At 64.4% G+C, this 24,225-nt stretch carries 22 protein-coding genes; 4 read left to right on the forward strand and 18 right to left on the reverse strand.

What is annotated here, in order from left to right:
* Positions 1-282 precede the first annotated feature (282 nt).
* The 4 genes from F2P45_RS29510 to F2P45_RS29525 all read right to left on the reverse strand — a co-directional run bounded on the left by F2P45_RS29510 (position 283) and on the right by F2P45_RS29525 (position 2,807).
* On the reverse strand, positions 283-492 hold the full coding sequence (locus tag F2P45_RS29510; RefSeq protein ID WP_166881791.1) for a hypothetical protein: 210 nt from the start codon (positions 490-492) through the stop codon (positions 283-285).
* Positions 493-495: 3 nt separating this feature from the next.
* Complete coding sequence (locus F2P45_RS29515; RefSeq protein ID WP_166881792.1) at positions 496-1,125, reverse strand: hypothetical protein; 630 nt, start codon at positions 1,123-1,125, stop codon at positions 496-498.
* A 240-nt stretch (positions 1,126-1,365) separates the two neighbouring features.
* Positions 1,366-1,755: a hypothetical protein gene (locus F2P45_RS29520; protein WP_166881793.1), complete on the reverse strand. Its 390-nt coding sequence runs from the start codon at positions 1,753-1,755 to the stop codon at positions 1,366-1,368.
* On the reverse strand, positions 1,752-2,807 hold the full coding sequence (locus F2P45_RS29525; RefSeq protein ID WP_166881794.1) for a hypothetical protein: 1,056 nt from the start codon (positions 2,805-2,807) through the stop codon (positions 1,752-1,754). Before F2P45_RS29525 ends, F2P45_RS29520 begins: the two co-directional genes overlap by 4 nt.
* Before the next feature lie 187 nt (positions 2,808-2,994).
* On the opposite strand from F2P45_RS29525, the gene F2P45_RS29530 reads away from it, so the two are divergent.
* The gene (locus F2P45_RS29530) at positions 2,995-3,945 is read left to right on the forward strand and encodes a phosphate acetyltransferase (RefSeq protein ID WP_166881795.1); all 951 of its coding nucleotides are present in this window, start codon (positions 2,995-2,997) and stop codon (positions 3,943-3,945) included.
* Positions 3,945-5,141 (forward strand): acetate/propionate family kinase, encoded by a 1,197-nt coding sequence (locus tag F2P45_RS29535; protein ID WP_166881796.1) that lies wholly within the window; start codon positions 3,945-3,947, stop codon positions 5,139-5,141. The genes F2P45_RS29530 and F2P45_RS29535 overlap by 1 nt, the downstream gene beginning before the upstream one ends.
* Positions 5,142-5,339: 198 nt before the next feature.
* On the opposite strand, the gene F2P45_RS29540 is transcribed toward F2P45_RS29535, so the two are convergent.
* The 6 genes from F2P45_RS29540 to kbl form a co-directional block, all read right to left on the reverse strand.
* Positions 5,340-5,714: a lysozyme inhibitor LprI family protein gene (locus tag F2P45_RS29540; RefSeq protein WP_166881797.1), complete on the reverse strand. Its 375-nt coding sequence runs from the start codon at positions 5,712-5,714 to the stop codon at positions 5,340-5,342.
* A 44-nt stretch (positions 5,715-5,758) separates the two neighbouring features.
* A complete protein-coding gene (locus F2P45_RS29545) occupies positions 5,759-6,478 on the reverse strand; it encodes a LysM peptidoglycan-binding domain-containing protein (protein ID WP_166881798.1) in 720 nt (239 codons plus the stop codon).
* Between the two features lie 218 nt (positions 6,479-6,696).
* Positions 6,697-7,347 carry an SMI1/KNR4 family protein gene (locus F2P45_RS29550; protein ID WP_166881799.1) on the reverse strand — a complete coding sequence of 217 codons (651 nt, stop codon included), beginning with the start codon at positions 7,345-7,347 and terminating at the stop codon, positions 6,697-6,699.
* Positions 7,348-7,357: 10 nt separating this feature from the next.
* Complete coding sequence (locus tag F2P45_RS29555; RefSeq protein ID WP_166881800.1) at positions 7,358-8,755, reverse strand: L-serine ammonia-lyase; 1,398 nt, start codon at positions 8,753-8,755, stop codon at positions 7,358-7,360.
* A 42-nt stretch (positions 8,756-8,797) separates the two neighbouring features.
* Positions 8,798-9,760 (reverse strand): NAD-dependent epimerase/dehydratase family protein, encoded by a 963-nt coding sequence (locus F2P45_RS29560; protein WP_166881801.1) that lies wholly within the window; start codon positions 9,758-9,760, stop codon positions 8,798-8,800.
* 39 nt (positions 9,761-9,799) lie between these two features.
* Positions 9,800-11,011 (reverse strand): glycine C-acetyltransferase, encoded by a 1,212-nt coding sequence (gene kbl, locus F2P45_RS29565; protein WP_166881802.1) that lies wholly within the window; start codon positions 11,009-11,011, stop codon positions 9,800-9,802.
* Positions 11,012-11,224: 213 nt separating this feature from the next.
* On the opposite strand from kbl, the gene F2P45_RS29570 reads away from it, so the two are divergent.
* A complete protein-coding gene (locus F2P45_RS29570; RefSeq protein ID WP_166881803.1) occupies positions 11,225-11,800 on the forward strand; it encodes a helix-turn-helix domain-containing protein in 576 nt (191 codons plus the stop codon).
* 118 nt (positions 11,801-11,918) lie between these two features.
* Here F2P45_RS29570 and F2P45_RS29575 read toward each other — a convergent pair whose 3' ends face one another.
* Positions 11,919-12,680, reverse strand: a complete 762-nt coding sequence (locus F2P45_RS29575) for a DUF5694 domain-containing protein (RefSeq protein ID WP_229505379.1) — start codon at positions 12,678-12,680, stop codon at positions 11,919-11,921.
* A 460-nt stretch (positions 12,681-13,140) separates the two neighbouring features.
* Positions 13,141-13,857: a hypothetical protein gene (locus tag F2P45_RS29580; RefSeq protein WP_166881804.1), complete on the reverse strand. Its 717-nt coding sequence runs from the start codon at positions 13,855-13,857 to the stop codon at positions 13,141-13,143.
* Between the two features lie 267 nt (positions 13,858-14,124).
* On the opposite strand from F2P45_RS29580, the gene F2P45_RS29585 reads away from it, so the two are divergent.
* A complete protein-coding gene (locus F2P45_RS29585; protein ID WP_166881805.1) occupies positions 14,125-14,451 on the forward strand; it encodes a hypothetical protein in 327 nt (108 codons plus the stop codon).
* 152 nt (positions 14,452-14,603) lie between these two features.
* Here F2P45_RS29585 and F2P45_RS29590 read toward each other — a convergent pair whose 3' ends face one another.
* From F2P45_RS29590 to F2P45_RS29615, 6 genes are all read right to left on the reverse strand, one after another.
* A complete protein-coding gene (locus F2P45_RS29590; protein ID WP_187367248.1) occupies positions 14,604-16,778 on the reverse strand; it encodes a prolyl oligopeptidase family serine peptidase in 2,175 nt (724 codons plus the stop codon).
* Positions 16,779-16,885: 107 nt separating this feature from the next.
* Positions 16,886-19,297 carry a putative bifunctional diguanylate cyclase/phosphodiesterase gene (locus F2P45_RS29595; RefSeq protein WP_166881806.1) on the reverse strand — a complete coding sequence of 804 codons (2,412 nt, stop codon included), beginning with the start codon at positions 19,295-19,297 and terminating at the stop codon, positions 16,886-16,888.
* A 4-nt stretch (positions 19,298-19,301) separates the two neighbouring features.
* Positions 19,302-19,943: a methylamine utilization protein gene (locus F2P45_RS29600; RefSeq protein ID WP_166881807.1), complete on the reverse strand. Its 642-nt coding sequence runs from the start codon at positions 19,941-19,943 to the stop codon at positions 19,302-19,304.
* A 200-nt stretch (positions 19,944-20,143) separates the two neighbouring features.
* The gene (locus F2P45_RS37075; protein WP_166881808.1) at positions 20,144-21,529 is read right to left on the reverse strand and encodes a tetratricopeptide repeat protein; all 1,386 of its coding nucleotides are present in this window, start codon (positions 21,527-21,529) and stop codon (positions 20,144-20,146) included.
* Between the two features lie 232 nt (positions 21,530-21,761).
* On the reverse strand, positions 21,762-23,777 hold the full coding sequence (locus tag F2P45_RS29610) for a TonB-dependent receptor (RefSeq protein WP_166881809.1): 2,016 nt from the start codon (positions 23,775-23,777) through the stop codon (positions 21,762-21,764).
* A 103-nt stretch (positions 23,778-23,880) separates the two neighbouring features.
* Complete coding sequence (locus tag F2P45_RS29615) at positions 23,881-24,210, reverse strand: hypothetical protein (RefSeq protein WP_166881810.1); 330 nt, start codon at positions 24,208-24,210, stop codon at positions 23,881-23,883.
* Between the last annotated feature and the right edge of the window lie 15 nt (positions 24,211-24,225).

Raw genomic sequence — 24,225 nt, forward strand, 5'->3', positions numbered from 1 at the left:
CGCAACATTTGATATCCCGATCGATCGGGTAGGGCGACTATTGCCCGCGACACCGTGATTGTCACCAAGGAGCTCATACATCGCCGGACCAGGACTGCGGTAGCAGTTTATGAAACATTCAGGCTAGGACTACCGCTTTTGGCTGGAAGGTGCGCGGTGTTCCAAGGTGCTAGCGAATGCCGAAGAAAAGCCGGGTTTCCCCGGCCCTCCGTTCTTGACTCATAAACTCCGCGACGATGGCATAACCCAGGAAGACTTGTTTGCCTTTTCCGCGTGCCCGACCTATTCCTGCGGAGGATTTTTTCGGCGATGCGCGATAAAGAACCAGGTGGTGACGACAAATGTAAACACTGGTGCCCAGTCTTGAACAACCGTCGGCATCCGGTCACGGTAGTACGTATGCAGCAAGAGCCAAAAAGCGCAAGATACGATCAGCACCACGGTACAGATCACAGCCACATCACGCCAAAATTTCCAGGTATATTCCTTCATGGGTTATGGTAAGAAGGTGAACGGCGCGAGCGTTGCGTCGGAGTAGATGCCCAAGACAGCGATTATGCTTCCGCCGCCGCCTTCACCCGCATAGTCGATGCCGGCATTTGCAAATGCGTCACCAGGGTCACGATACGCAGTATCGCCGTTTCCAGCCACGCGATCCCCCATTTCTGGTACATACCACCACACCTCTTTCGGTGTGGATTGCGGGCCGGCTTCAAACTTCCACCCCCCTTCCGGGTAGTCCCCCATCTTGTAAAATCTTTCCAGGCCCTCTGGTAGCTCCGCAGAGCCTAAAAATATGCTTGTCATGAAATCGACGTGTGCTTTTACGGCTGGGATTTCGCCAATCAGAGTGCCGGCCTTCCATCCCAACACCCCAGCGGCAGTGATGCCGGCAGCTCCCGCACCCAAAGTGGCAATAGCTGCCCCCCCTGCTAAGGGTCCGGCTTTCATCACAAGGTGTGCGCCGTACCCTCCCCCTAAAGCCGCGCCCATGCCAATGATGTCCGTCGCCCCGCCGCCATCGTTCTGGTCACCTGGGATGGTTGGCGTTGAGTTTGTCCCGCTGTCCGGTGACGCTTGGAATCCCTCGCTGTTAGGACGGTCTTGCGTAAAAGTGCTTTGCATCCATTTCTCCTATTGATCACCGCCAATTGCGGCAGAAAAATCATGAAGGGTAGAAGTGATCAGAGTTTGATATATATCAATGTTCAAAATCCAACATGATATATTGCCTCAAGCCATCCTCATTTAACGCCGCAGTTCTTTAGCTAATCCCAAGCACGCATCGCTGTGCCATTTGTTAAACCGCACATAGAAAAAGCCGGGTTTCCCCGGCTCTGCTTGCTTCGCTTTTACACTCCCCGCTTACTTAATCCTGTAGTCGCCAATCATTATCTGGCCGGCGCCGATCACCAAACCACTATCCCGTGCTTGGCGGGCCGCCTCCATGAGCAACTCATGCTCGGGTAATTCGCTGTGCTCCTCGGTTGTCAGGCACACATCAGATTGCCCATCGGTCCAGTAGGCTGCGCGGAAGGTTCGGCCACCTACTGATGGCTGTTTGAAACCCGACTCAGCGGTATGCTGCAGCGCGATCCGGATTCCCGCGCTAACTTCACCCTTGCCGAGGCGCTTGGCTTCCGCCACGCTGGCGTCGTCCAGGAAAACTTGCTTGCGCTGTCCGCCTTGCAGCTTGAACTTTGGGCCCACCTTTTTCCTCGGCGCTTCGACCACGCCGCCTTCTTTCGTTGTCATACCTTGTCCCATAAGCAGTACATCATGTGTTGCGCGGCAGCTTCTACCAGCAGAAGCGGGTCGCCGAAGCCGGGTTCGTCGCGGGGGTCGTACCCGACAGTTTCTTTAAACCACAAGCAAATTGCCTCCTGGTCAGCCATATCGAATGTCCCCAGTTCCTTGCTTTCGCGGAAGACCGTGAAACGAAGTGGCTCACTGGGCAAGTACCTCGGCTTGCCGCCATCAGCATTTTTTACGCTCACATGCAGGTCGTGGGTTTCCAACTCCTGACGCAGGGTAACGATTAACTCCTGATCCCTGAATTCGACCTCGGGTTTGCCCACCGAAGGGTCCGGCTCTTCGTCCTGCAGAGCGTGGTCCCTCGATAAGTCCGCCATGCAGTGCTCGGTATGCATCCACTCGGCCAGCATTTCAAGCCGATGCGCCGACGTGGCAGTCGGCCACCGTTCACCATTCGGACCCGCAAACACCATACCGGCCACATCGCCGTGCAAGATGCCGGCCGCCTTCATGAGCGGCCTCAATGCCACGTCTAGATCAGGCTGCTCGCTCGCTTTGGCGAGCATGGCTTTTGTGATTGCAGAAATATTGATCGGCGCCCTCGTGAGGCTTGATTCCTCGCCCTCATCGCTCGATGGCCCATTTTCTTTTAGGAATTCGTCGCCAGTGTTGGCCAGGCCGGCATCAATCAGATCGCCGTTCGCCCCGATATCGAGATAGTAGTGATCGCGTCCCTCCGACAGCTGCCCGTCGAACCAGTCCTGGCGCGTCTCGTGGGTGTTGACATCCTGGGTGCTTACACGACTCCCGGCGATCGTCATGGAGTACACGCGCATGCGCTCCGGATACGGGCCCGGCACGGCTGGCGGCGTACCCATTTCTGTCAAGGCGGCCATCATGCCGGCGAAGTCCTCCGGCAGGCTGGCCGCAGTGATGCGCCCAGCCTCGATCGCGGTCTTAACGATGGTGCGCAGCTGCACCATTGACGCGTACGAGTTGCACGCCTCTTTGATCAGCAACGCGTTTCGGCGGTCGCTTGGGTACTCAAGCACGGCATTCTCGTCCCATGCTGCGGAATGGCGCCTCGCACGCCGCCTTATTGCGCCCTATTGCGCCAGTTTGCCGCCGCAGGCGCCATCGCCCGCAAGATCGAACGCAATCACCGGGCAGCGACTGGCAAGACGGACCGGGCCAGTCATGTTTTGCTGCTATCATCGCCCGCTCAATCAGGGAGAAACCATGACCGTCACATCCGTGCCACATCCGTACTTTGACCGTTTGATCGACCTGGCGCGCGCGGCGGGACCCGTTACCGTGGCGCTGGCGCACCCTTGCGACCGGCACGCCCTCGAAGCGGCGCTGCATGCCGTGCGCCTCGGCCTGATCACGCCGATCCTGGTCGGCCCGCGCGCGCGCATCGAACGCGCCGCCGCCGAAGCCGACCTCGACATCTCCGCACTGCCGCTCCACGATACCGAGCACAGCCATGCATCGGCCAGGCGCGCCGTCGAGCTGGTGCGCGACGGCAGCGCCGCCATCCTGATGAAGGGCAGCCTGCATACCGACGAATTGATGGGCGCCGTGGTGGCCGCCGATACCGGCCTGCGCACCGCGCGCCGCCTGAGCCACTGCTTCGTCATGGACGTGCCGGGCCGCGACGAGCCCTTGATCATCACCGATGCCGCCGTCAACATCATTCCCACCTTGTCCGACAAGGTCGACATCGTGCAGAACGCGATCGACCTGGCGCACATTTTGAAGTTCCCTGAAGTGCGCGTGGCGATCCTGGCGGCGGTGGAAACTGTGAACGCCAAGATGCCGTCGACCATCGACGCCGCCGCCCTGTGCAAGATGGCCGACCGCGGCCAGATCACCGGCGCCCTGGTGGACGGCCCGCTGGCCATGGACAACGCCATCGACCCGGAAGCGGCGGCGATCAAGGACCTGGTCTCGCCGGTGGCCGGGCGCGCGAATATCCTGGTCGCACCCGACCTTGAAGCGGGCAACATGCTGGCCAAGAGCCTCAGTTTCATGGCCAATGCGGCGGCGGCCGGCATCGTGCTCGGCGCGCGCGTGCCGCTGGTGCTGACCAGCCGCGCCGATTCGCTGGAGGCGCGCCTGGCCTCGTGCGCGGTGGCGGTGCTGGTGGCGCAAAGCCGCCTGACCGGCGTGAAGACCCTGGGCCTGTGATGGCGGCGCCGAACGACTGCATCGTCGTCATCAACGCCGGCTCGTCGAGCATCAAGTTCACCCTGTTCAAGGGCGCCGCGCTGGAACTGCTGCTCAAAGGCAGCATCGACAATCTGTACAGCGGCCCTACCCGGTTCATCGCGCGCGACGCCGGCGGCGCCACCCTGGCTGAACGCAGCTGGGCCGATGCGCCGCTGGACCATGCGGCGGGCATGCGCCATTTGATCGACTTCGTGGAGCAGCACCTGGACGGCCACCGGATTACCGCCGTCGGCCATCGCATCGTCCACGGCGGCATGCACTACAGCGGGCCGCAGGCGCTCGACCAGACTGTGCTCGCCGCGCTCGACGCCTTGGTGCCGCTGGCGCCGCTGCATCTGCCGCACAACCTGGCGGCGGTGCGCGCCATGATGGCCATGGCGCCGGGCGTGCCGCAAACCGGCTGCTTCGACACCGCCTTCCACACCGCCCAGCCGGCGCTGGCGCAGGCCTTCGCGCTGCCGGCCGCCATGACCGAGCTGGGTATCCGGCGCTACGGCTTTCATGGACTGTCGTACGAATACATTGCCAGCCGCCTGCCGCAGGCGGACGCGCGCCTGGGCGGCGCCAAGGTCGTCGCTGCGCACTTGGGCAACGGCGCCAGCATGTGCGCCATGGCCGCAGGACGCAGCATGGCCAGCACCATGGGTTTCACCGCTGTCGACGGCCTGCCGATGGGCACGCGCTGCGGCACGCTCGACCCGGGCGTGGTGCTGTACCTGATCGACGAACTGGGATGGGATGTCGCGGCCGTGCAAAAGCTGCTGTATCAGCAATCGGGGCTGCTGGGCGTGTCCGGCATCTCGTCCGACATGCGCGTGCTGGAACAGAGCGAGGCGCCGGCTGCGCGCCTGGCGATCGACCTGCTGGTGTACCGGATCGGGCGCGAACTCGGTTCGCTGGCGGCGTCGCTGGGCGGACTCGATGCACTGGTTTTCTCCGGCGGCATCGGCGAAAACAGCGTGGCCGTGCGCGCCGCCGTGTGCCGCGACGCCGCCTGGCTCGGCGTGACGCTCGATGCGGCCGCCAACGCCGCCAATCCGCGCGATGTCGCCTGCATCAGCGCGCCGCACAGCAAGGTGGGCGTGTGGGTGGTGCCGGCCAACGAAGAGCTGATGATCGCGCGCCATACGCTGGACCTGCTGCAACAGGCCTAAGGCGCTAGCGACCGACGCGCGCCTCATCCCGATCGATCGATCGTCGAGATCATGCCCCGGGCGAAGGGACGCCCCGGCATGGCCGCAACTTTGACGACAGTCGGCCGCGACGCGTCGCTGGGGGCAATCCGGAACCCGGTAACACCGAGCTTCGATTCCGGAGCCGGTATGATGGCTGCGAAGGCAAGCCTTTGAGCGCTATTTAGGCACCAATTTGCCGGTATCGCGGTCGAGTTGGAATGTACGCCGGGCATTCATGTCGGCCACACAGGCCAGGCGTTTGATCTCATGCGAATTGCCGGCGCCGCCGCCGATCAGCGAGGAAGCGAAGGCGCACTGGACCTGGCGGTCGCGCACGAACGAGGCGTTCGCGGCGCGCAGCTTGGCGCCGGCATCCTTGATGTAGGTATCGCTTTCATCCCAACTGGCAATCGCGGCCGCCGCCCTGGCTTCGGCCTGCTTGAGCGCCGCTGCGCTGTCGGTCGCCAGTTTCTTCAGGCACTCGCGGATATCGAACTGCGAAAACTGATTGCATTGCTCAATTGCAGGGACAGGTGGTGGGCTGTCTGCCACGGCATGGCCCGACAATACGAGTGACGAGCAAACAAGTACCGCTACTATTCTGCTTCGCATATTGCGCTCCCTGCTTTACGCACATGCGGCATCACGAAATCGAGTTTCCTTACATACATTTCATCACCGCCACCGTTATACAAGCGAGCGATATTGCTGTGGTTAATGGGGCGCCAGCCCGTAATGACCTTGGCCATCTTCGCTTTCTGAAACTTGATGACATCACCCTTATGCAGCACGTTCGCGCGCGGATTCAACTCGCGCAAGACCTCCACCGTGCTTTTGTTTTTGCTGGCAATCCGCTCCAGTGTATCGCCGCTATCGACCTTGACTTCCTCGACCCGCGATCCCGGTTCGCGGATACTTTGGAATGCATATTTCGCCAAGCGCATCAACAGATAACCAATGCCAGCCCGAATATTATGCGTCGCGTTCGTGCGGATCATGCCGCTGCTGGTACCCGACCGATATGCCGGGGGCATGATCAAATCGCCGCCTTCATGATTCCCCAATAGCGCCATCATGCCCGCATCGCCAGGCACGCCGATCTGCAAGGGTTTGATTTTCCATTCAGACGATCCCGCACCCGTTTCAGTCCATAGCATGCACTTGATATACAACCAGTCCAAAGCTGAATAGCCGGGTGTTGCCGCCAGGTGACGGTTATATTCATTGACGGCGACCCGGATGTCGCAGTCGTGTATATTCCATTCCGGCTTGCCAGCGCCGTTCACAATTCCCTGCTGCCACTGTTCATATGACATAAAATCCCCTTGACATCACGTTTTAGCGTTGACGCACTCTCGAAGGAAAGTGATCACGATGACAATTTTAACATTGCTAATGGGTATGCAAGATCTACATTGAATGGAAACCTGATCAACCGATCTCCGACCACTAGACCAAGTCCGGTTCCCGGGACAATACATTGCCGGCCTGTGAACATCGCGTCCGCGAAGCAGAATAGGGGAGAATAAACCTGCTACGATTCCCAGCGCGCCCTGACATCGAACGCAAGCGGGTCGGCAATGCCCAGCCTGGCTTGCAGCGCCGCTTCCTCGTCCTGGCCGATGAGCGCCGTCACCATCTCAACACGTCCTTTCGTCCCCTGGCGATACGGGTGTTCGGCCGCCGGCTTGTCGAGGCAGTCGTCCAGCACAGCTAGCAGCGACGGATCGAGCGACCCGGCCACCCTTGCCACGTCGGCGCGCAGAAATGCCACCGGATCGCCGTCGTCGTCGTCGATCAGCGCGAGGTCGGCAAACACGGTCACATATTCGGCCGCGACGAACCGGTCGAAGCTGGCGTAACGCAGATGCGACACTGGGCGATCGTGCCACACCATGCACACGCCCTCCTCTCCGCTGCGCAGTCGCACGACGCAGTAGGCGTCGCCCGCGCCCGACCGCGCGAACGGCAGGAACAGGTTGCCGTTCTGCCTGGCCGGATTGAGCCACCGATCGATCACCTGCTGCGCTTGCCCGGCGGACAGCCATTCGACATCATACAGCGCAGCCATCGCGGTGCGCTCCGGATCGTCGTAGCTGGCCGCGCCGCTGTCGATCAGATGGCGCAGGGTGGCCGGCAAGGCTATCCCGGTCGATGCCGACAGCGCGTCGAACGATTCGCTCATGTTTCGCCCCTTAGCAAGCCGCGTGGTTGACCGTCACCACATGAATCGCCAGCCCGCCGAGCGAGGTTTCCTTGTACTTGTCCTGCATGTCGGCGCCGGTCTGGCGCATGGTTTCGATCACGTCGTCCAGGCTGACGAAGTGGGTGCCGTCGCCTTTCAGGGCCAGCGAGGCGGCGGTGATCGCCTTGATCGCGCCCATGCCGTTTCGCTCGATGCACGGAATCTGCACCAGCCCGCCAATCGGGTCGCACGTCATGCCGAGGTGATGTTCGATGCCGATTTCGGCCGCGTTTTCGATCTGTTCATTGGTGCCGCCCAGCGCCGCCACCAGCCCGGCCGCGGCCATGGCGCAGGCCACGCCGACTTCGCCCTGGCAGCCGATTTCGGCGCCCGAGATCGAGGCGTTCTTCTTGCACAGCATGCCGATCGCGGCCGAGGTCAGCATGAAGTCGCGCACCCCGCGCACCGGGTCGCTCGGACGGCAGTCTTCGGCGTAGTAGCGCAGCACCGCCGGGATGATGCCGGCCGCGCCGTTGGTCGGCGCCGTCACCACGCGTCCGCCGGCAGCGTTTTCTTCGTTGACGGCCATCGCGTACAGGCTGACCTGGTGCACCGCGTCGTGCGGCAGGTCGTTGGCGCGGTTGTCGCCGTTCCTGGCGTCTTCCGACTGCTTCCACAGATTGGCCGCGCGGCGCTTGACGTTCAGGCCTCCGGGCAGCTGGCCGGCGGTGACCAGGCCATGGGCGATACAGTCGCGCATCACCTTCCAGATTTTGTCGATGCCGGCGTCGAGCTGCGCGCCATCCATGCGCGCGCATTCGTTCGCGCGCAGCATGTGCGGGATCGACAGGCCGCTCGCGCGGCCGTGCGCCAGCAGCTGGTCCATCGTGGCGAAGCTGTAAGGAATCGGCGCGCTGCTCTCGCCATTGCTCTGGCGCGCCTGCGATTCGCCGGCGGCGTGAATGAAGCCGCCGCCGACCGAGTAGAAAATCCGCTCGATGACGCTGCCGTCGTCGAGCTTGAGCGTGAAGCGCATGCCGTTCGGGTGCTCGGGCAGCGATGAACTCTTGTGCCAGATCAGGCCGGTGCGCGCCGAAAACGGCACTGCGTGGGTGCCGAGCAGCTTGATCACGCCATCGAGTTCGACTTCGGCCAGCATGTCGTCGACCCGCTCGGGATCGACGCCCTGCGGCGTTTCGCCCATCAGGCCGAGGATGACTGCCTTGTCGGTGGCGTGGCCCACGCCGGTCAGCGCCAGCGAGCCATACAGCGCCGCCTCGACGCCCACCGCCCGGTTCAGCGGACCGCATTCGACCAGAAAGCGCCGCGCCGCCACCATCGGCCCCACGGTGTGGGAACTCGACGGCCCGATGCCGATTTTGAATAGGTCGAATACGCTCATGTCCATCAGGTGCCTCTTAGGTGTTTTTATCGGTGTGGGTAAAACGACTCAGGCAGCCTTGGTGAGGCTGACGTCGATATTGGCGAGCATGTCGGCCACCAGTTGATGGAGCCCGATCTGCGCCTTCCAGCCCCAGTCGGCGCTGGCGCTGCTGTCGTCCAGGCTGTGCGGCCAGCTGGCGGCAATCGCCTGGCGGCTGTCGGGTTTGTAGCCGATCTCGAAGGCCGGCATGGCGCGCCGGATCGCTGTCGCCAGCTCGCTTGGATTGAACGACAGGCCGGCCACATTGTAGGCCGAACGCACGGCGATGCTGGCGGCCGGGGCGTCCATCAATTCGATCGTGGCGCGGATCGCGTCGGGCATGTAGATCATCGGCAGCGTGGTCTCGGGGCCGAGGAAGCATTCGTAGCGTTCGCCGCGCAGGGCCGCGTGGAAGATCGCGATCGCGTAGTCGGTGGTGCCGCCGCCCGGAGGCGACTTGTAGCTGATGATGCCGGGATAGCGGATGCTGCGCACGTCCACGCCGTATTTGGTGAAGTAGTACTCGCACAGGCGCTCGCCGGCCAGTTTGCTGATGCCGTAGATGGTGGTCGGGTCCATCACCGTGTACTGCGGCGTATTTTGCGGCGGCGTGTTCGGGCCGAAGGCGGCGATCGACGACGGCCAGAACACGCGCAGCGGTTTGCCCGCTTCGCCGCGTTCGCGCGCCACTTCGAGGATGTTCAGCAGGCCGTCCATGTTCAGGGTCCAGGCCTTGAGCGGGGCCTGTTCGCCGGTGGCCGACAGCAGCGCCGCCAGCTGGTACACCTGGGTGATGCCTTGGTCGGCCACCAGGGCCGCGAGGCGGGCTTTATCGAGCACGTCGAGCTGGGTATAGCGCGCCGCCTTGTAGACGTTGGCCGCGCCGATGTCCGAGGCGATGACGTTGCCGGCACCGTGCTGCTGCGCCAGCGCGCCGACCAGTTCACTGCCAATCTGGCCGTTCGCGCCGATGATGAGAATGCGTTCCATGTGCTTGACTTCCGTATTAGTGTTCTTGTATGAGTGTGCTTAAATCTTGAGAATGCCCAGCTCGCGCCCGGCCTGTTCGAATGCCGCGAGGACCGTGTCGAGCTGTTCGCGGGTGTGCGCGGCCGACAGCTGCACCCTCACCCGCGCCTGCCCCATCGGCACCACCGGGTAAAAGAAGCCGCTCAGGAGCACGCCCAGTTCGTACATGCGCGCCGCGAAGCGCTGCGCCACGGGCGCTTCGAACAGCATCACCGGCACTACCGGGTGCGTGCCCGGCTTGATGGTGAATCCGATGCGCTCGATCTCCTTGCGGAAGTAAGCGGTGTTCTCGTGCAGGCGGTCGCGCAGTTCGGTCGACTTCGAAATACGTGCCAGCACCGACAGCGAGGCGCCGGCAATCGATGGCGCCAGCGTGTTCGAGAACAGGTAGGGACGCGATTTCTGGCGCAGCGTGTCGATCACTTCCTTGCGCGCGGCGGTGAAGCCGCCCATCGCGCCGCCCAGCGCCTTGCCCAGGGTGCCGGTGATGATGTCGATGCGGCCCATGACATTGTGGTGTTCGTGCGTGCCGCGCCCGGTCTTGCCCATGAAGCCCGATGCGTGGCATTCGTCGATCATCACCAGCGCGCCGTACTGGTCGGCCAGGTCGCAGATCTTGTCCAGTTGGGCGATGGTGCCGTCCATCGAGAACACGCCGTCGGTGACGATGACCTTGTGGCGCTTGCCGGCGGCAATGGCCGCCTGCAGCTGCACTTCGAGGTCGGCCATGTCGTTGTGCTGGTAGCGATAGCGGCCGGCCTTGCACAGGCGGATGCCGTCGATGATCGAGGCGTGATTGAGCGCGTCCGAGATGATGGCGTCGTTCTCGTCGAAGAGCGGCTCGAACACGCCGCCGTTGGCGTCGAACGCGGCCGCGTACAGGATCGTGTCTTCGGTTCCGAGGAAGGCGGAAAGCGCTTTTTCGAGTTCCTTGTGCACCGTCTGGGTGCCGCAGATGAAGCGCACGGAGGACAAGCCGTAGCCGTACTTTTCGGTGGCCTCGATCGACGCCTGCTGGGTTTGCAGGTCGCCCGACAGGCCGAGGTAATTGTTGGCGCACATGTTAATCAGGGTGCGGCCGTCGTCGGCCACCACTTCGGCGCCCTGGCGCGAGGCCAGCACGCGTTCCGGCTTGTACAGGCCCTGTTCGCGCAACGTGTCCAGCTTGTGCTGCAGGCCACTGAAAAACGCACTTTTCGCTTGGTCGCTCATCATTATTCCTCGTCATGTAGTTGCCGGCTTGACCGACGGTTAAACTATGCTGTACCGTGTTCCGGAGCGTTCGACTTCACCTGCGCCGCAAAATTCCGTTATGTCGAACAAAGATTCAATATAATGGATACTATCCAAGCCGAGTGCACTTGGCAACCCTCGGCTTAGTTATATTTATGTAAATTTTTTGCTTGACTACATTGCCGAAACCCCATGAAATCACCTGGATCGACGAATTCTCCACCCGAAGTAGGCGCCACACTGCAACGTTTGCGGCTGGCGCGCGGCCTGACCCTGGAGGACTTGTCGCGCATCGCCGGCGTCTCCAAATCGATGTTATCGCAAATCGAAAGGGAGAAGGCAAACCCCACGATCGCGATCACGTGGCGTCTTGCCAACGCTCTGGGCTTGCCCATCGGCGAGCTGCTGTCGGTCGATACCCGCCCGGTGGAGACCATCCGCGTGGTGGACGCCCACGAAACCCCGACCCTGCCCGGCGCCCACGCCGGCTACGTGCTGCGCATCCTGGGGCCGATGGATCTTGCTGGAAAGTACGAGTGGTATGAACTGACGCTGGCGCCGGGCGGCGAACTGGCGTCGCAGGCGCACGACCCGGGCACCTGCGAACACATGACGGTGCTGCACGGCAGCATGGAACTGGAAGTGGGCAACGACAAGAAGAAAATCAAGCTGGGCGGCACGGCGCGCTATCCGGCCGACCAGAACCACGTGATCCGCAATGCCGGCAAGACCGAGGCGAAGGCCTTGCTGGTGGTGGTGCACCGCTAGGAGTCCTAGCCTGTTGCGGATGCTGTGCGCGATTCGGCGCCTTCGGGCACCGGATTGGCTTGAAGGCGCTGTGCGGCATTGTGCCTGATCAGGCGGCTACGGGCGCCGATTCCGCCAACTAACGCAGTACCCGGTCGGTCGCGACGATGCGCACGTCATGCATCTGGCCGAGGCAGGCCTCCAGATAGGCCTTGTGCGCCGCGCCGACCACCACCAGCACGCGCATGCCGGGCCGCGCGCTCATCACCCCGCGGATGTTGGACGCCATCCGCAGATTGCGCGTTTCCCAATAGGCAACATAGCCACGCCCGAAGCGCTGCGGCGAGGGTTCTTCGAGCGCCGCGCCGAAGTCGCTGCGGAAGGTCTCCAAGGCCGCGCCGGGGGCGTTGTACGCGCGATACATGGACAGCGCGCCGGCCGGCGTATCGAGCCGGCTTTCGAGCGCATTGGCCCGTCGCATGCGCGCCGCCGTGTAGCGGTTGTCCCAGGCCTTCGCGATGGCGGCGCCGGCGGCTTTCGGATCGGCGTCGGGAGAATCGGCCGTGTGGTCGTCCACTGGATGGACCCGCTCGTGCCCGCGGCGGGCCGCCAGCACGGCCGCGATGCGGTAATGCTCGTCGGGGCGCTGCATCAGGCCAGTCAGGATCGTCACCAGATTCTCGTCCAGGCCGTCGCCGGCGCGCCGCTCGTCGCCGGGCAAACGCAGCCATTGCACCAATGCCGACGCTGGTTCGCCGCCCGCCAGCAACAGCGACGCCAGCTTGCGGCGCTGCGCCGGGCCTGGCGCGGCCGGCCAGGCGGCCAGCAGACGCTCGGCCTGCGCAGTCGCCTCCGGCACATCCAGCCCGTGGCCGCCTTCGCCGCCGCCGGATCCCAACAATACGACGTGATCGAATCGGCGTAACGCTGCGGATAGCTGCGCATGAACGCGCACTGCGGTCCGGACAGCGCCTCGATGGCGACCGCCTGCGGCCGCCACTGCGCCAGGCGCTCGGTCAGCAGACTCAGCGTAGCTGGATCGAACGATGCCGGCAACTGGCGCAGGTGCGGTGTACCGAGCACCATCAGCTCGTTCGGCTGGCTGCGCTGCAGCTTGTGCGCGCCCGGCGCGAACGGCGGCGATTCGGCGGCGGACGCCGGCGCGTGGCAGACGGCGGCAACAGCGGACATGATGGCAAGCAGGCGGTGCATAAAGTTCCTCAACGCGATAGGGTCGCCCTGCCCGGCCGGGTCAGGTTCGGGCAGCGTATTCCTGACGCAGTGGCAGCGGAACCGGCTTGCGACACAGCGCAGAATCGCTTGCATGAAATGCATGTGGCCGGGACGGGCCGGGACCGCGCTCAGCGCATCCTGGCGATCATCCGCGCCAGCACCAGCGCGGCCAGAGTGGCAAACATGTGCTTGAGGGTGTGGCCGCTGATGGCATGAATGGCGCCGAGAATGGCGCCGTCGGCCAGTTCGCACAGCTTCGCGAGGACATACAGGCCGATCGCGATGCCGAAGGCGCGCCGCTGCGCCAGCGGCGCGCCGGTCTGCCATTGCAGCACCGGGATCAGCACCAGCGGCGCCAGTTGCAGCAGCAGATAGGGACCGAGGTTGCCGCTGGCGGACCACCAGAAGACGCTGGCCACGCCCAGCGCGCACAGCGTGGCCAGGGTCGGTAGCGGCGCAAAGCGGGCCGGAAAAGCATCGTGCAGCGCGGCGGCCAGCAGCGAGACGCAGGCCAGCGCGATCGGCAGCCGGTCCCAGATCAGGCGCGTGTCGTCCGGCGCCAGGTGATACCAGGACGAGCCGAAGGCGGTCATCAGGATCGCGGCGAAGAACATGATATGGGCGGGGCGCGCTGGGCGCACGTGCAGCAGGCCATACAGGCCGATGAGCAGGAAACCGAGGTTCGACAGCACGTCGGCGGCGTTGGCCAGGCCGGACAGCGCGCGCTCGTCGGCAAAGGCGTGGTAGCCGGCCGGTTGCAGGATGGGACCGGCCAGCAGCATGGCGGCGGTCAGGATGACGGCCAGGTACAGGGCGACGTTGGGTCGGACGAGGGAGAGTTGCATGACGGTCCTTTGCGGTGGAAAGGATCGCACTGTGACGTGCGCGGCGGCAATGGCGGAAAATTTGACCGAAAGCACCGCCGGACGGGATGCCGAGTAGCGCCTGCCGATACTTTGCATCGCGACCCGCCCTGCCCGGGTCTTCCGTTCACAGACATTGACCCGGCGTAAAGGCAGCGCTCAGCAGGCTTGCTTTTCGTTCAAGCCGCTCTTTTTCGATCCCAAATACTGGAAGCCTGCCCACCCGGGGCCGGCACCAGGAGAACCATCATGGAAGTCAAACTTTTCATTACCCCAGCAGAAAACCAGCCAGGCAATTATCTGGTGGTCGTCAACGGGGACGGATTTTTCAACTCGGTCAACAAGAAAGTCGGTGCGCGGATTCGCGGCGACGACGAGTGGTTCGATGACACGCTTTTCAGCATTGGCGGCACCGGCATCGAACGGGTGGGGGTCGATGGCAGCTTTTCGCTGTCGAACACCGTGTCCGCCGGCCAGCTGAACGAAGACTGGGGCCAGGATGAGGTGTATGCCCTGGTCAGCGTGGAAGGGCTCAGCGGCTCGTTCAGGACCAATACGATCAAGCGCAATTTTTGAACAGGAAAGGCGGCGCCATCTCGATCTCGCCAGCCAATCGCGATGGCCAGGTCTGAAAACACGTTGCGCCGCAGCCAGTCAAATCGGAACCGCGCATGAAAGAAAGCCGTCCCCTCGCCCATGCCGGCACGGCGAGGGGACGACAGCCAGCTTTACTGCGCCGCCACCTTGGCCGGCTCGTTCATGCGCAGGGCGCGGCTCAGGAAGCCCCAGCGATCGGCCACTTCCTCGATCTGCTTGGTGGTCGGTTTACCGGCGCCATGGCCCGCCTTGACATCGATGCGGATCAGGATCGGCGCAGCGCCCGCCTGCGCCGCCTGGGCCGCCGCCGCGAACTTGAAGCTGTGCGCCGGCACCACGCGGTCGTCATGGTCGGCCGTGGTGATCATGGTCGCCGGATAGCACGCACCCGCCTTCAGGTTATGCAGCGGCGAGTACTTCACCAGCGCCTTGAATTCGTCGGCGTTTTCGGACGAGCCGTAATCCGAGATCCACGCCCAGCCGATGGTGAACTTATGGAAGCGCAGCATGTCGAGCACGCCCACTTGCGGAATGGCCGCGCCGAACAGTTCCGGGCGCTGCGTCATGGCCGCACCGACCAGCAGGCCGCCATTGCTGCCGCCGCCGATCGCCAGCTTGGCCGGCGAGGTCACCTTGTTCGCCACCAGCCACTCGGCCGCGCCGATGAAGTCGTCGAACACGTTCTGCTTTTGCAGCTTGGTGCCGGCCGAGTGCCACGCTTCGCCGTACTCGCCGCCGCCGCGCAGGTTGGCCACCACGTACACGCCGCCCATTTCCATCCATGCCAGGTTGGCCGGCGAGAAGCCCGGGGTCAGCGACACATTGAAGCCGCCGTAGCCGTACAGGTAAGTCGGATTGCCGCCATCGAGCTTGAGGCCCTTCTTCGAGACGATGAACATCGGCACCTTGGTGCCATCGCGGCTGGTGTAGAACTGCTGGCGCGTCTCGTACGCGTTCGGGTCGAAGTCCACGGTCGGCTTGCGGAACACCGTGCTCGCGCCGGTTTTCATATCCAGGCGGTAGATGGTGGTCGGGTTGGTAAAGCCGGTGAACGAGTAGAAGGTCTCGCTGTCGCCAGGCTTGCCGTTGAAGCCGGACGCCGAGCCGATGCCCGGCAGCGCGATCTCGCGTACCAGCTTGCCCTTGCGGTCCATGATCTTGACCATGCTGCGCGCGTCGGCCAGGTACTGGACGATGAACTGCTTGTTGACCATCGACGCGCCAACCAGAGTTTGCGCGGTCTCGGGCACGATCTCTTTCCAGCTTTTCTCGGCCGGCTTGCGGGTGTCGATGGCGATCAGGCGCGAACGCGTGGCCTTCTTGTCGGTGCTGAAATAGAACACCGGACCGTCGTTGTCGATGAAGTTGTACGAGGCCTCGAACTGGTCGATCAGCGGCACGACCTTGGAACCCTGCCTGGTCAGGTCCTTGTAGAAGATGCGGTACTTCGGCGCGGTGCCCTTGGTGGCGGTGATGATCAGGTATTTGCCGTCGTTGCTGACCTCGCCGCCGAAACCCCATTCCTTTTCGTCCGGACGGTCGTAGACCAGCGTGTCTTCGCTCTGCGGCGTGCCGACCTTGTGGAAGTACAGCTTCTGGAAGTAGTTGATGCCGGCCAGCTTGGCCGATTCTTCCGGCGCGTCGTAGCGGCTGTAGAAGAAGCCCTTGCCGTCCTTGGTCCACGAAGCGCCCGAGAACTTGACCCATTTCAGGTGGTCGTCCAGGTCCTTGCCGGTGTCGATGTCGCGCACTTTCCACTCGTTCCAGTCGGAGCCCGATGCGGCGGTGCCGTAGGCGAGGTATTTGCCGTCCGGGCTGACGGCGGTGCCGGCCAGCGCCACGGTGCCGTCGGCGGCCAGGGTATTCGGGTCGAGCAGCAGGCGCGGTTCGTCGCTCAGCGACTTCATGGTGTAGAGCACCGACTGGTTCTGCAAGCCATTGTTGCGGCTGTAGAAATAGCGCCCGCTTTCCTTGTACGGCACGCTGTAGCGCTCATAGTTCCAGAGCTTGGTCAGGCGTTCCTTGATGGCGCCGCGCTCGCCGATCTGGCCCAGGTAGGCCTGGGTGACCTTGTTCTGGGCATCGACCCACTCCTTGGTCTCGGCGCTGTTGGCGTCTTCGAGCCAGCGGTAAGGGTCGGCGATGCTGGTGCCGTGGTACACATCCTGCTGCTCGACTTTTTTCGTGACCGGATAGGTCGTTGGCGCTGCGCCGGGCAGGCAGGTCTGGGTCTGGACCTGGGCCAGGGCTTGTCCGCCGAATGCGGCGAGCAGGCTGGCGACGAGGACTGCATGTCTGATTTGCATGGTTCTGTCTCTTGGTGATATGGGCAACTTTGCCGGGGAAGATCATAGCGCGAAATGCGGGCCTTGGCGATGGCCTTCCCGCCGGCCGTGATGGCGACCCGCGGGACTCAGGCCGAGTCCACCGACTCGGTGTAGGGCAGCGCCGCCCTGGCCGGCGGGGTCCAGCCGGCGATCCAGCCAACCAGCTTGTCGGCGGCGATCGGCCGGCTCATGAAATAGCCCTGGCCCTGGTCGCAGCCCAGCGCCGCCAGCAGGCGCCACACCGCTTCGCTCTCGATCCCTTCGGCCACCACCCGAAGGCCCATGTTGTGACCGAGGTCGATGGTCGAGCGTACGATCTTGGTGTCGCCGATGTCGTTTTCCATGTTCAGCACGAACGACTTGTCGATCTTGAGTTCGTCGACCGGCAGCCGCTTGAGGTAAGCCAGCGAGGAATAGCCGGTGCCGAAATCGTCGATCGACAAGTCGACGCCCATGGCATGCAGGCGTTCCAGGGTCTGCTGGGCGCGCACCGGGTCGTCCATGATCGCGCTCTCGGTGATCTCGAGGCAGAACGAGCCGGCGGCCAGCTGGTGGCGCGTGAGGATGTCCTTGAACTTGGCCGGCAGGTCCTGGTCGAGCAGGTCGCGGGTCGACAGGTTGACCGAGATTTTCAGGAAAATGCCCTGCCGTTGCAGCTCGCTGCACAGCGCGGCCGACTGGTCCAGCACCCAGCGCGTGAGCACGCGGATGAACCCGGTCTGCTCGGCGAACGGGATGAATTCGTCCGGGAACACGTTGCCGCGTTCGGGATGGACCCAGCGCACCAGCGACTCGACCCCGACCACTTCGCCGGTGTCGAGCCGGATCTTGGGCTGCACGTGCAGGCGGAATTCGCTGCGCTCGATGGCGTTGCGCAGTTCCGTCAGCAGGCTCAGGCTCTTGGCGCTGGACTTGTCCATGGCCGCGTCGTAGGCCACCGCGCCGTCGTTGCGCTGCTTGGCCGCGTACATCGCCACTTCGGCCATCGACAGCAGCGACTCGGGATCCGCGCCGTTGATCGGAAACGCCGCCATGCCGAGGCCGGCGCCGATGTCCACGGTCTGGTCTTCGAGCGAGAGCGGCGCTTCGAGCGCGCGCAGGATGCTGGCCGCCACCTTGTGCGCATGGTCGATCGAGGAGGCTGGCAGCAGCACCACGAATTCGTCGCCGCCCAGGCGCGCCAGCTGGGCCTGCGGCTGCGATTCGGCCAGCAGCGCGCGCAGGCGCTCGGCCACTTTTTGCAGCAGGGCGTCGCCGAAGGCGTGGCCCATGACGTCGTTGACGTGCTTGAAGCGGTCCAGGTCCATCATCAGCACGAACACCACCTGCTCGCGCTGGCGCGCCTCGTCCAGGGCGTCGCCCAGCAGGCGCACGAACTGGGCGCGGTTGGGCAGGTCGGTGAGCGAGTCCCAGTACGCGAGGCGGCCGATTTCGTGCTCGCGCCTGGCGATCGACTCGCGCATGCCGGCAAAGGCCTTGGCCAGCGCCCCGATTTCATCCTTGCGTTCGACGTCGATCTGGCCGTCGTAGTCGCCGCGCTCCATGCGGCGCGCGGTGCCGGCCAGGTGGCGCAGCGGCTGCGCGATGCGCATCGCGGTGATCACCGCCGCGCCGCACGCGACCAGGGTGGCGACCACGGTGAGAATCATCAGGGTGCGCTGCAGGCGCGTGTATTCGGCGGTGGCGTCGTCGATCGAGCGCGCCAGCAGCACGTCGGCGTAGCGCCCGCCTTCGAGGCCGAGCGGCAGCAGGCGCGCACTGTAGCGGATGCCGCCGACGTCGAGGTCGAACGGGCGCGCCTGCTTGTCGGGCAGCGCTTGCAGCGCGCGCGCGACGCCCGCCATGGCCAGCGGCGGCAGGGTCGATTCGAACGGCGTGAACGGCCCGTCCTGCTGGCGCGTAAAGATCGCCACGTCGAGCTGCGACAGTTCGCGCATGTCGAGCACCAGCTGGCGCTCGAGCGCAAAGCCCATCACCACCCAGGCGATCGTGATCGGCGCCTTGACCGGCATGACCACCACCTGCACCGGGCGCTGGTCGACGATGGCGACCGCGCTGACGCCGTCGCTCCGCTCGGCGCGGGCGAGCAGGCCCAGCACCAGCGTTTCCAGCGAGCCGTTCTTGACGATCCCGGTTTCGACCGTGACCCGGCGTTCGCCGTCGATCAGCATGGTCATGTCGGCGCGCGCGCGGCGTCCGCTGTTGGCGAGCGCCGAGGCGACGGTGGCGCGGTCGTCCTCGTCGCCGTTGCCGATGGCCTGCACAAAGGCGGTGTCGCGCGCCAGCACCTGGGCCGAGAAGCGCTGCTTCTGGGCGTTCTGCTCCATCAGCTTGCGGAAGACTTTCTCGCCGTTGATCAGTTCGGTCGCGATGCTGGAACGGGCGTTGACGTTGATGCCGTGCTCGATCACGAACAGGCCGATTGCCTGCACGGCCACGATCAGCACCAGGAACAGGCCGACGATGCGCCCTTCGAGGCTGTTGAAACGCAACTTCATGCGGCTAAGGCGCACTGGCGTCCGCTGCCGGCGCTTTCATGGCCAGTGTGACGCTGGCGGCGGTCGCGCCCTCGCCCTTGACCGCCACGCTCTGCCCGGCGGCGCCGCCGGCCATGTTGAAATGCCAGCTCGAGAGCGTGTATTTACCGGCTGCCGGCAGGTCGATGCGGGCCACGCCGGCGGCATCGGTCTTGGCGAAGAACGGGGTGTCGACCACTTTGATGTAGGCCACCATGCCATCGTGGATATTGCAGCCCAGTACAACGGTGCCGGCCTTGTCGAATACCTGTGGCGCGGCCGCCACGCCGGAGTACAGTTTCTGGTCGAATTTCTTGGCTGGCGAGAAGGAATAGATGTGGTGCTTGACCTTGTCGAAGTTGGGGAACGAGATCTTGCTGCCGGTCTGGATCACGCTCACCAGCGGCAGGAACTTGAGGCCGCGCTGTTCGATCTCGGCCGCTTTCATGGTGTGCGGCACGGCCGCGTTGCCGTCCGGCGCGGCGCTCACGACCACGTCGGCCAGCGGCTTGCCGCTGCTGTCATTGACCTGCACCGCGATGGCGGCGGCGCCGGCGGCGGCGCTGCCCGGCGACAGCGCGGCCAGCGACAGGACGGCCAGGGTGATCGGACAGAAAAAGGTGTTCATGGGCGCGATTCCAGGGTGGACGATAATCCCGCCCGGTGGGCGAGGCAGGTGCGGCCTGTTGGCTGACCTATTGTAGCGTCTGGAAGAAAGTTCCGAACAGAACTTTCAACCGGGTTGGGGCGCGTGGGAGCACATGCGGACGGCGCGGCGTTGACAAAATGAACAGACGCGGCGCCACGCCGGGCGCCGCCATGCTCCGGCTAGTGCATGACGCCCGGTTCCTTGCGCGATCCGGCGTGGGCCAGGCGCCACTGCTGCGACTGGTCGACCGCCGCGCCGATCTGGGCCGGGGTGAGGCGGCGCGCCACGATGCTCTTGTTGGCGTTGGCCGTCTCGTCGCCGGCCTCGGCCGCCAGCAGCATCCACATGTAGGAGCGCACGGCGTCGCGCTCGACCCCGCGCCCGCTGTTGTACATGCCGCCCAGGTTGTACTGGGCCAGCGCATGGCCCTGCTCGGCGGCCTGGCGGTACCAGCAGACGGCCATGGCGTCGTCCTGCGGTACGCCCTGGCCGTTGGCGTACATGACGCCGAGGTTGTTCTGGGCGCTGGCGTCGCCCTGCTCGGCGGCGCTGCGGTACCAGTAAACGGCCTGGACATCGTCGCGCGGCACACCCTGGCCGCCGGCGTAGATGACGCCGAGGTTGAACTGGGCGATGGCCGCGCCCTGCTCGGCCGCGCGGCGGTACCATTCGAGCGCGCGGACCTCGTCGCGCGGAGTGCCGCGCCCGTTCGCGTACATGCTGCCCAGGTTGTACTGGGCCAGCACGTGGCGCTGTTCGGCGGCGCGCGCGTACCACTGCAGCGCGCGCGGTTCGTCGCGCTCGATGCCCTGGCCGTTGGCCAGCATCACGCCCAGGCTGAACTGGGCGTCCTTGTCGCCCTGCTCGGCGGCGCGCTGCAGCCAGGCGACGGCGCGCAAGGGGTCGGCGCGCACGCCGAGCCCGTCGGCATAGGCCACGCCCAGCTGGCGCTGGGCCATGGCGTTGCCCTGCGCGGCGGCCTGGCGGAACCAGCACAGCGCCTGTTCGTCGTCGCTCTCGACGCCCTGGCCGTGCTTGTACATCAAGCCGAGGTTGAGCTGGGCCGTGGCGTCGCTCTGCATCGCCGCCTTGCGGAACCAGGCCATGGCCAGCGGATAATTGACCGGCGCGCCCTGCCCCGACAGATAGCATTCGGCCAGCAGGTTCTGGGCGCTGCCCACGCCCTGTTCGGCGGCGCGGCAGAACCAGGTCATGGCCTGCTCGTGGCATTGCCCCACGCCGCGCCCCTTGCGGAACATCAGCCCCAGGTTTTGCTGGGCCGAGGCGTCGCCCTGCTCGGCCGCCTGACGGAACCAGGCGGCGGCCTCGGTATCGTTCTTGGGAACCCCGCGCCCGTGGTAATACATGGAGCCGAGGTGGTTCTGGGCGAACGCCAGTCCCTGCTGGGCAGCCTTGCGCAGCCAGCCGACCGCGCGCCCGTATTCGCCGTCTTTCTTGTACATCAGCCCCAGGTTGAACTGGGCGTACGCATCGCCGCGTTCCGCAGCCTGACGGAACCACATGTAGGTTTGATAGTTCTCGCGAATAGTATTCTGGCGGTCCATGCTTCATCCTTCGGCGCCAAGGCCGTTGAAACTACAGAAATATTGGGCGGCAACAGGCAACAAGCGACCTGAGAAGTATTGCTAAAATTTTAATAGAACAAGAGTGCCGGAGTTTGACTGGGCACAAGCGTCATAGCAGGTTGTCACGTTAAGGGGGCATGAAAAAACCCCGCTGAGATCGCTCTCAGCGGGGTTTGGTTTCGGCCTGAAACAAATTTATGCTTGCGCTTGCTTAAAACTTGGTGCGAACGCCGAACAGGAAATTTCGGCCGGGCAGTGGCGAAACGTCTTTAAGTACCGACGTCGACAGGCGGATATCCTCGTTCAAAAGATTGCGCGCGATCATGAACCAGGTCAGGTCCAGCGTGCCCATGCGCTGGGTGTACGCCACGTTGGCGCTGAGCTGGGTGTAGCCCGGGGTCGCGTTCTGTTCGAAACTGGCGAGCCGGTCCTGGGTCTGGGCGCGCATCAGCGACAGGCCGGCGCGCAACGGGCCGCTGCGGTAGCCGGCGTCAAAGCCGATGCGGGTGGCCGGCTGCAGCGGCAGACTGCCGCCGTGATCGAGCTTGCCGCGCGAAGTGTCGGCAAAGCCGCGCAGGGACAGGCCTTCGCCGTGCTGGTTGTAGGTCACTTCGGCTTCGGCGCCGCGGATGCTGGCGTCGGCCTGCTGGTAGATGCGCTGCAACAGCTCCTCGCCCGGATTGCCTTCTTCATCGACCAGATTGCCGTTGATATTGCCGTAGATGAAGTCCTTGACCTTGTTCTGGAACACGTTCGCCTTCCAGCGCACCAGGCCGCTGACCTTTTGCAGCGACAGTTCGATATTGCGCGAGGTTTCCTTCTTGAAGTCGGCATTGCCGATATCAAAGGTCTGGGTGGCGTCGTGCGGGCCGCCCGAGTACAGCTCTTCGGTGGCCGGCGCGCGCTGCGCCACCGAGACCGTCGCGCCCATGCTGTAGCCCGGCGTGAACGGCCACAGGGCGCCGGCCGAGTAGGAACCGAGGTCGAACTTGCGCTCGACGTTGCCGAGCGGCTTGCGCTTGACCGATTCCAGGCGCGCACCGGCGTTCACGCGCAGCGGGCCGACGTCGCGCTCCTCGACCACGAACAGCGCGTTCGAGGTCGAGTGCGTGACCGGCACCGTGTCCGGGCCGCCTTCGCCGCTGAGCGCGCTGAAGTGGGCGTTCTCGGTCTGCACGCCGACCGTGCCATGCCAGCCGGCCAGCGGCGCATGGGTCAGCTCGGCGCGGGTTTCGAGGGCGCGGTTGGCGAACACGACTTCCGCCTTGTTCTCGTCGTCGAGTTCGGCATGCTCGTAATCGGTGTAGCCGAACTTGAACTTGATGGTCTCGACGCCGGTGAACGGCTTGTTCAACAAGGTATCGAGATCGTAGCGCATCTGCGACTGGTCGATCCGCGAGCCTTCCAGGGTCGGGATGCCGTAGCGGTTGTTCAGCGACGACACCGACACGCCGGCGTGGCCCCAGTCGCCGATCAGCGAGGCGCCGGCGCCCAGCGTATCCTGGCGCGTGAACGATTGCGGCAGGCGGCTAGATGCGGACGACGGATCGTTCAGCACGCGGCTGTCGGGAATCTTGTAGTCGTCCGAGCGGCGGATGCTGCCGTCGATATGCAGGCCGATATTGCCGACCGCGCCATCGAGCGAACCGGAGGCGCTGCGGCCCTTGTCGACCGTGCCGTAGCGGGTTTCCAGCTGGCCGGCCGGCTTGTCTTCGAGCGCGGTCGGGATGCGTTCGTTGACCACGTTGACCAGGCCGCCGATGGCGCCCGAGCCATACAGCAAGGCGGCCGGGCCGCGCAGGATTTCGATCTGGCGCGCCACCGCGCCGTCGGCCGAGACCGCGTGGTCGTTCGACAGGCCGGACACGTCGGCCACGGCCATGCCGTTTTCCAGCATCTTGACGCGCGAGCCTTCCAGGCCGCGGATGATCGGGCGCGAGGCGCCGGCGCCGAAACCGGAGGCCGACACGCCGAGTTCGTTCGACAGCGTTTCGCCCAGCGAGCCGCCGAGCTTGTCGCGCAATTCGTCGCCCGACAAGATCTTGGCGGGGGTAAGGATCTGGTCGCCTTCGGACTTTCCGAATGGATTGGCAGTGACGATCACCTTGGGCACGACCGGGTCGGCGGCGGCGCCAGCGGCGGCGGTCGCGACTTGCGCGTTGGCATAGTTCAGGGTGGACAGGGCGGACAGGATCGCGCTGGCAAGCAGCGTACGTTGGACATTCATGCGAAAACCTCGGGCAAACAAACATTGACAGACAGGCGCGCGCCAACCGCGAACGGCGTGGCGCAACGCAAACTAAACGGAAACGAAAAACAGAAACCGGCTGTCAGGCCTGAGGTGGAGCGCGTGGTTCGAACGCGCGCAGGGAGCGCGCGCGGGCCGTCTGGGGCGTGATGGCCGCCAGCGGCGTGGTGCCGGGATCGGTAAAGGCAAAGCCGTGCGCATGGCTGGCCAGCGGCCCGGCCAGCTGGGCGAAGGCCAGGCACTGGTCGCAGCTCTGGTCCTGGGCCACCGCGCGCGCAAGCGCACTGCTGTCCTGGTGCGACGTTGCCTGCGGCGCCAGGCTCCAGTGCGACATCATGTGCGACGTCGCCATCTGATGCGACATCAGCAGCAGAAGCGACAATACGATGCGAGTGAAGAGCTGGCGGGTCATGGTGCCAATATTGTA

Source organism: Massilia mucilaginosa (assembly GCF_011682145.1).
GTDB classification, from domain to species: Bacteria; Pseudomonadota; Gammaproteobacteria; order Burkholderiales; family Burkholderiaceae_D; genus Telluria_A; species Telluria_A mucilaginosa.

What these genes read in the sequence shown, in the direction of transcription:
- F2P45_RS29510 (WP_166881791.1), bottom strand. Translation starts at nt 492, where the DNA reads ATGAAGGAATATACCTGGAAATTTTGGCGTGATGTGGCTGTGATCTGT.
- F2P45_RS29515 (WP_166881792.1), bottom strand. Translation starts at nt 1,125, where the DNA reads ATGCAAAGCACTTTTACGCAAGACCGTCCTAACAGCGAGGGATTCCAA.
- F2P45_RS29520 (WP_166881793.1), bottom strand. Translation starts at nt 1,755, where the DNA reads ATGACAACGAAAGAAGGCGGCGTGGTCGAAGCGCCGAGGAAAAAGGTG.
- F2P45_RS29530 (WP_166881795.1), top strand. Translation starts at nt 2,995, where the DNA reads ATGACCGTCACATCCGTGCCACATCCGTACTTTGACCGTTTGATCGAC.
- F2P45_RS29535 (WP_166881796.1), top strand. Translation starts at nt 3,945, where the DNA reads ATGGCGGCGCCGAACGACTGCATCGTCGTCATCAACGCCGGCTCGTCG.
- F2P45_RS29545 (WP_166881798.1), bottom strand. Translation starts at nt 6,478, where the DNA reads ATGTCATATGAACAGTGGCAGCAGGGAATTGTGAACGGCGCTGGCAAG.
- F2P45_RS29550 (WP_166881799.1), bottom strand. Translation starts at nt 7,347, where the DNA reads ATGAGCGAATCGTTCGACGCGCTGTCGGCATCGACCGGGATAGCCTTG.
- F2P45_RS29555 (WP_166881800.1), bottom strand. Translation starts at nt 8,755, where the DNA reads ATGGACATGAGCGTATTCGACCTATTCAAAATCGGCATCGGGCCGTCG.
- F2P45_RS29560 (WP_166881801.1), bottom strand. Translation starts at nt 9,760, where the DNA reads ATGGAACGCATTCTCATCATCGGCGCGAACGGCCAGATTGGCAGTGAA.
- kbl (WP_166881802.1), bottom strand. Translation starts at nt 11,011, where the DNA reads ATGAGCGACCAAGCGAAAAGTGCGTTTTTCAGTGGCCTGCAGCACAAG.
- F2P45_RS29570 (WP_166881803.1), top strand. Translation starts at nt 11,225, where the DNA reads ATGAAATCACCTGGATCGACGAATTCTCCACCCGAAGTAGGCGCCACA.
- F2P45_RS29580 (WP_166881804.1), bottom strand. Translation starts at nt 13,857, where the DNA reads ATGCAACTCTCCCTCGTCCGACCCAACGTCGCCCTGTACCTGGCCGTC.
- F2P45_RS29585 (WP_166881805.1), top strand. Translation starts at nt 14,125, where the DNA reads ATGGAAGTCAAACTTTTCATTACCCCAGCAGAAAACCAGCCAGGCAAT.
- F2P45_RS29590 (WP_187367248.1), bottom strand. Translation starts at nt 16,778, where the DNA reads ATGCAAATCAGACATGCAGTCCTCGTCGCCAGCCTGCTCGCCGCATTC.
- F2P45_RS29595 (WP_166881806.1), bottom strand. Translation starts at nt 19,297, where the DNA reads ATGAAGTTGCGTTTCAACAGCCTCGAAGGGCGCATCGTCGGCCTGTTC.
- F2P45_RS29600 (WP_166881807.1), bottom strand. Translation starts at nt 19,943, where the DNA reads ATGAACACCTTTTTCTGTCCGATCACCCTGGCCGTCCTGTCGCTGGCC.
- F2P45_RS37075 (WP_166881808.1), bottom strand. Translation starts at nt 21,529, where the DNA reads ATGGACCGCCAGAATACTATTCGCGAGAACTATCAAACCTACATGTGG.
- F2P45_RS29610 (WP_166881809.1), bottom strand. Translation starts at nt 23,777, where the DNA reads ATGAATGTCCAACGTACGCTGCTTGCCAGCGCGATCCTGTCCGCCCTG.
- F2P45_RS29615 (WP_166881810.1), bottom strand. Translation starts at nt 24,210, where the DNA reads ATGACCCGCCAGCTCTTCACTCGCATCGTATTGTCGCTTCTGCTGCTG.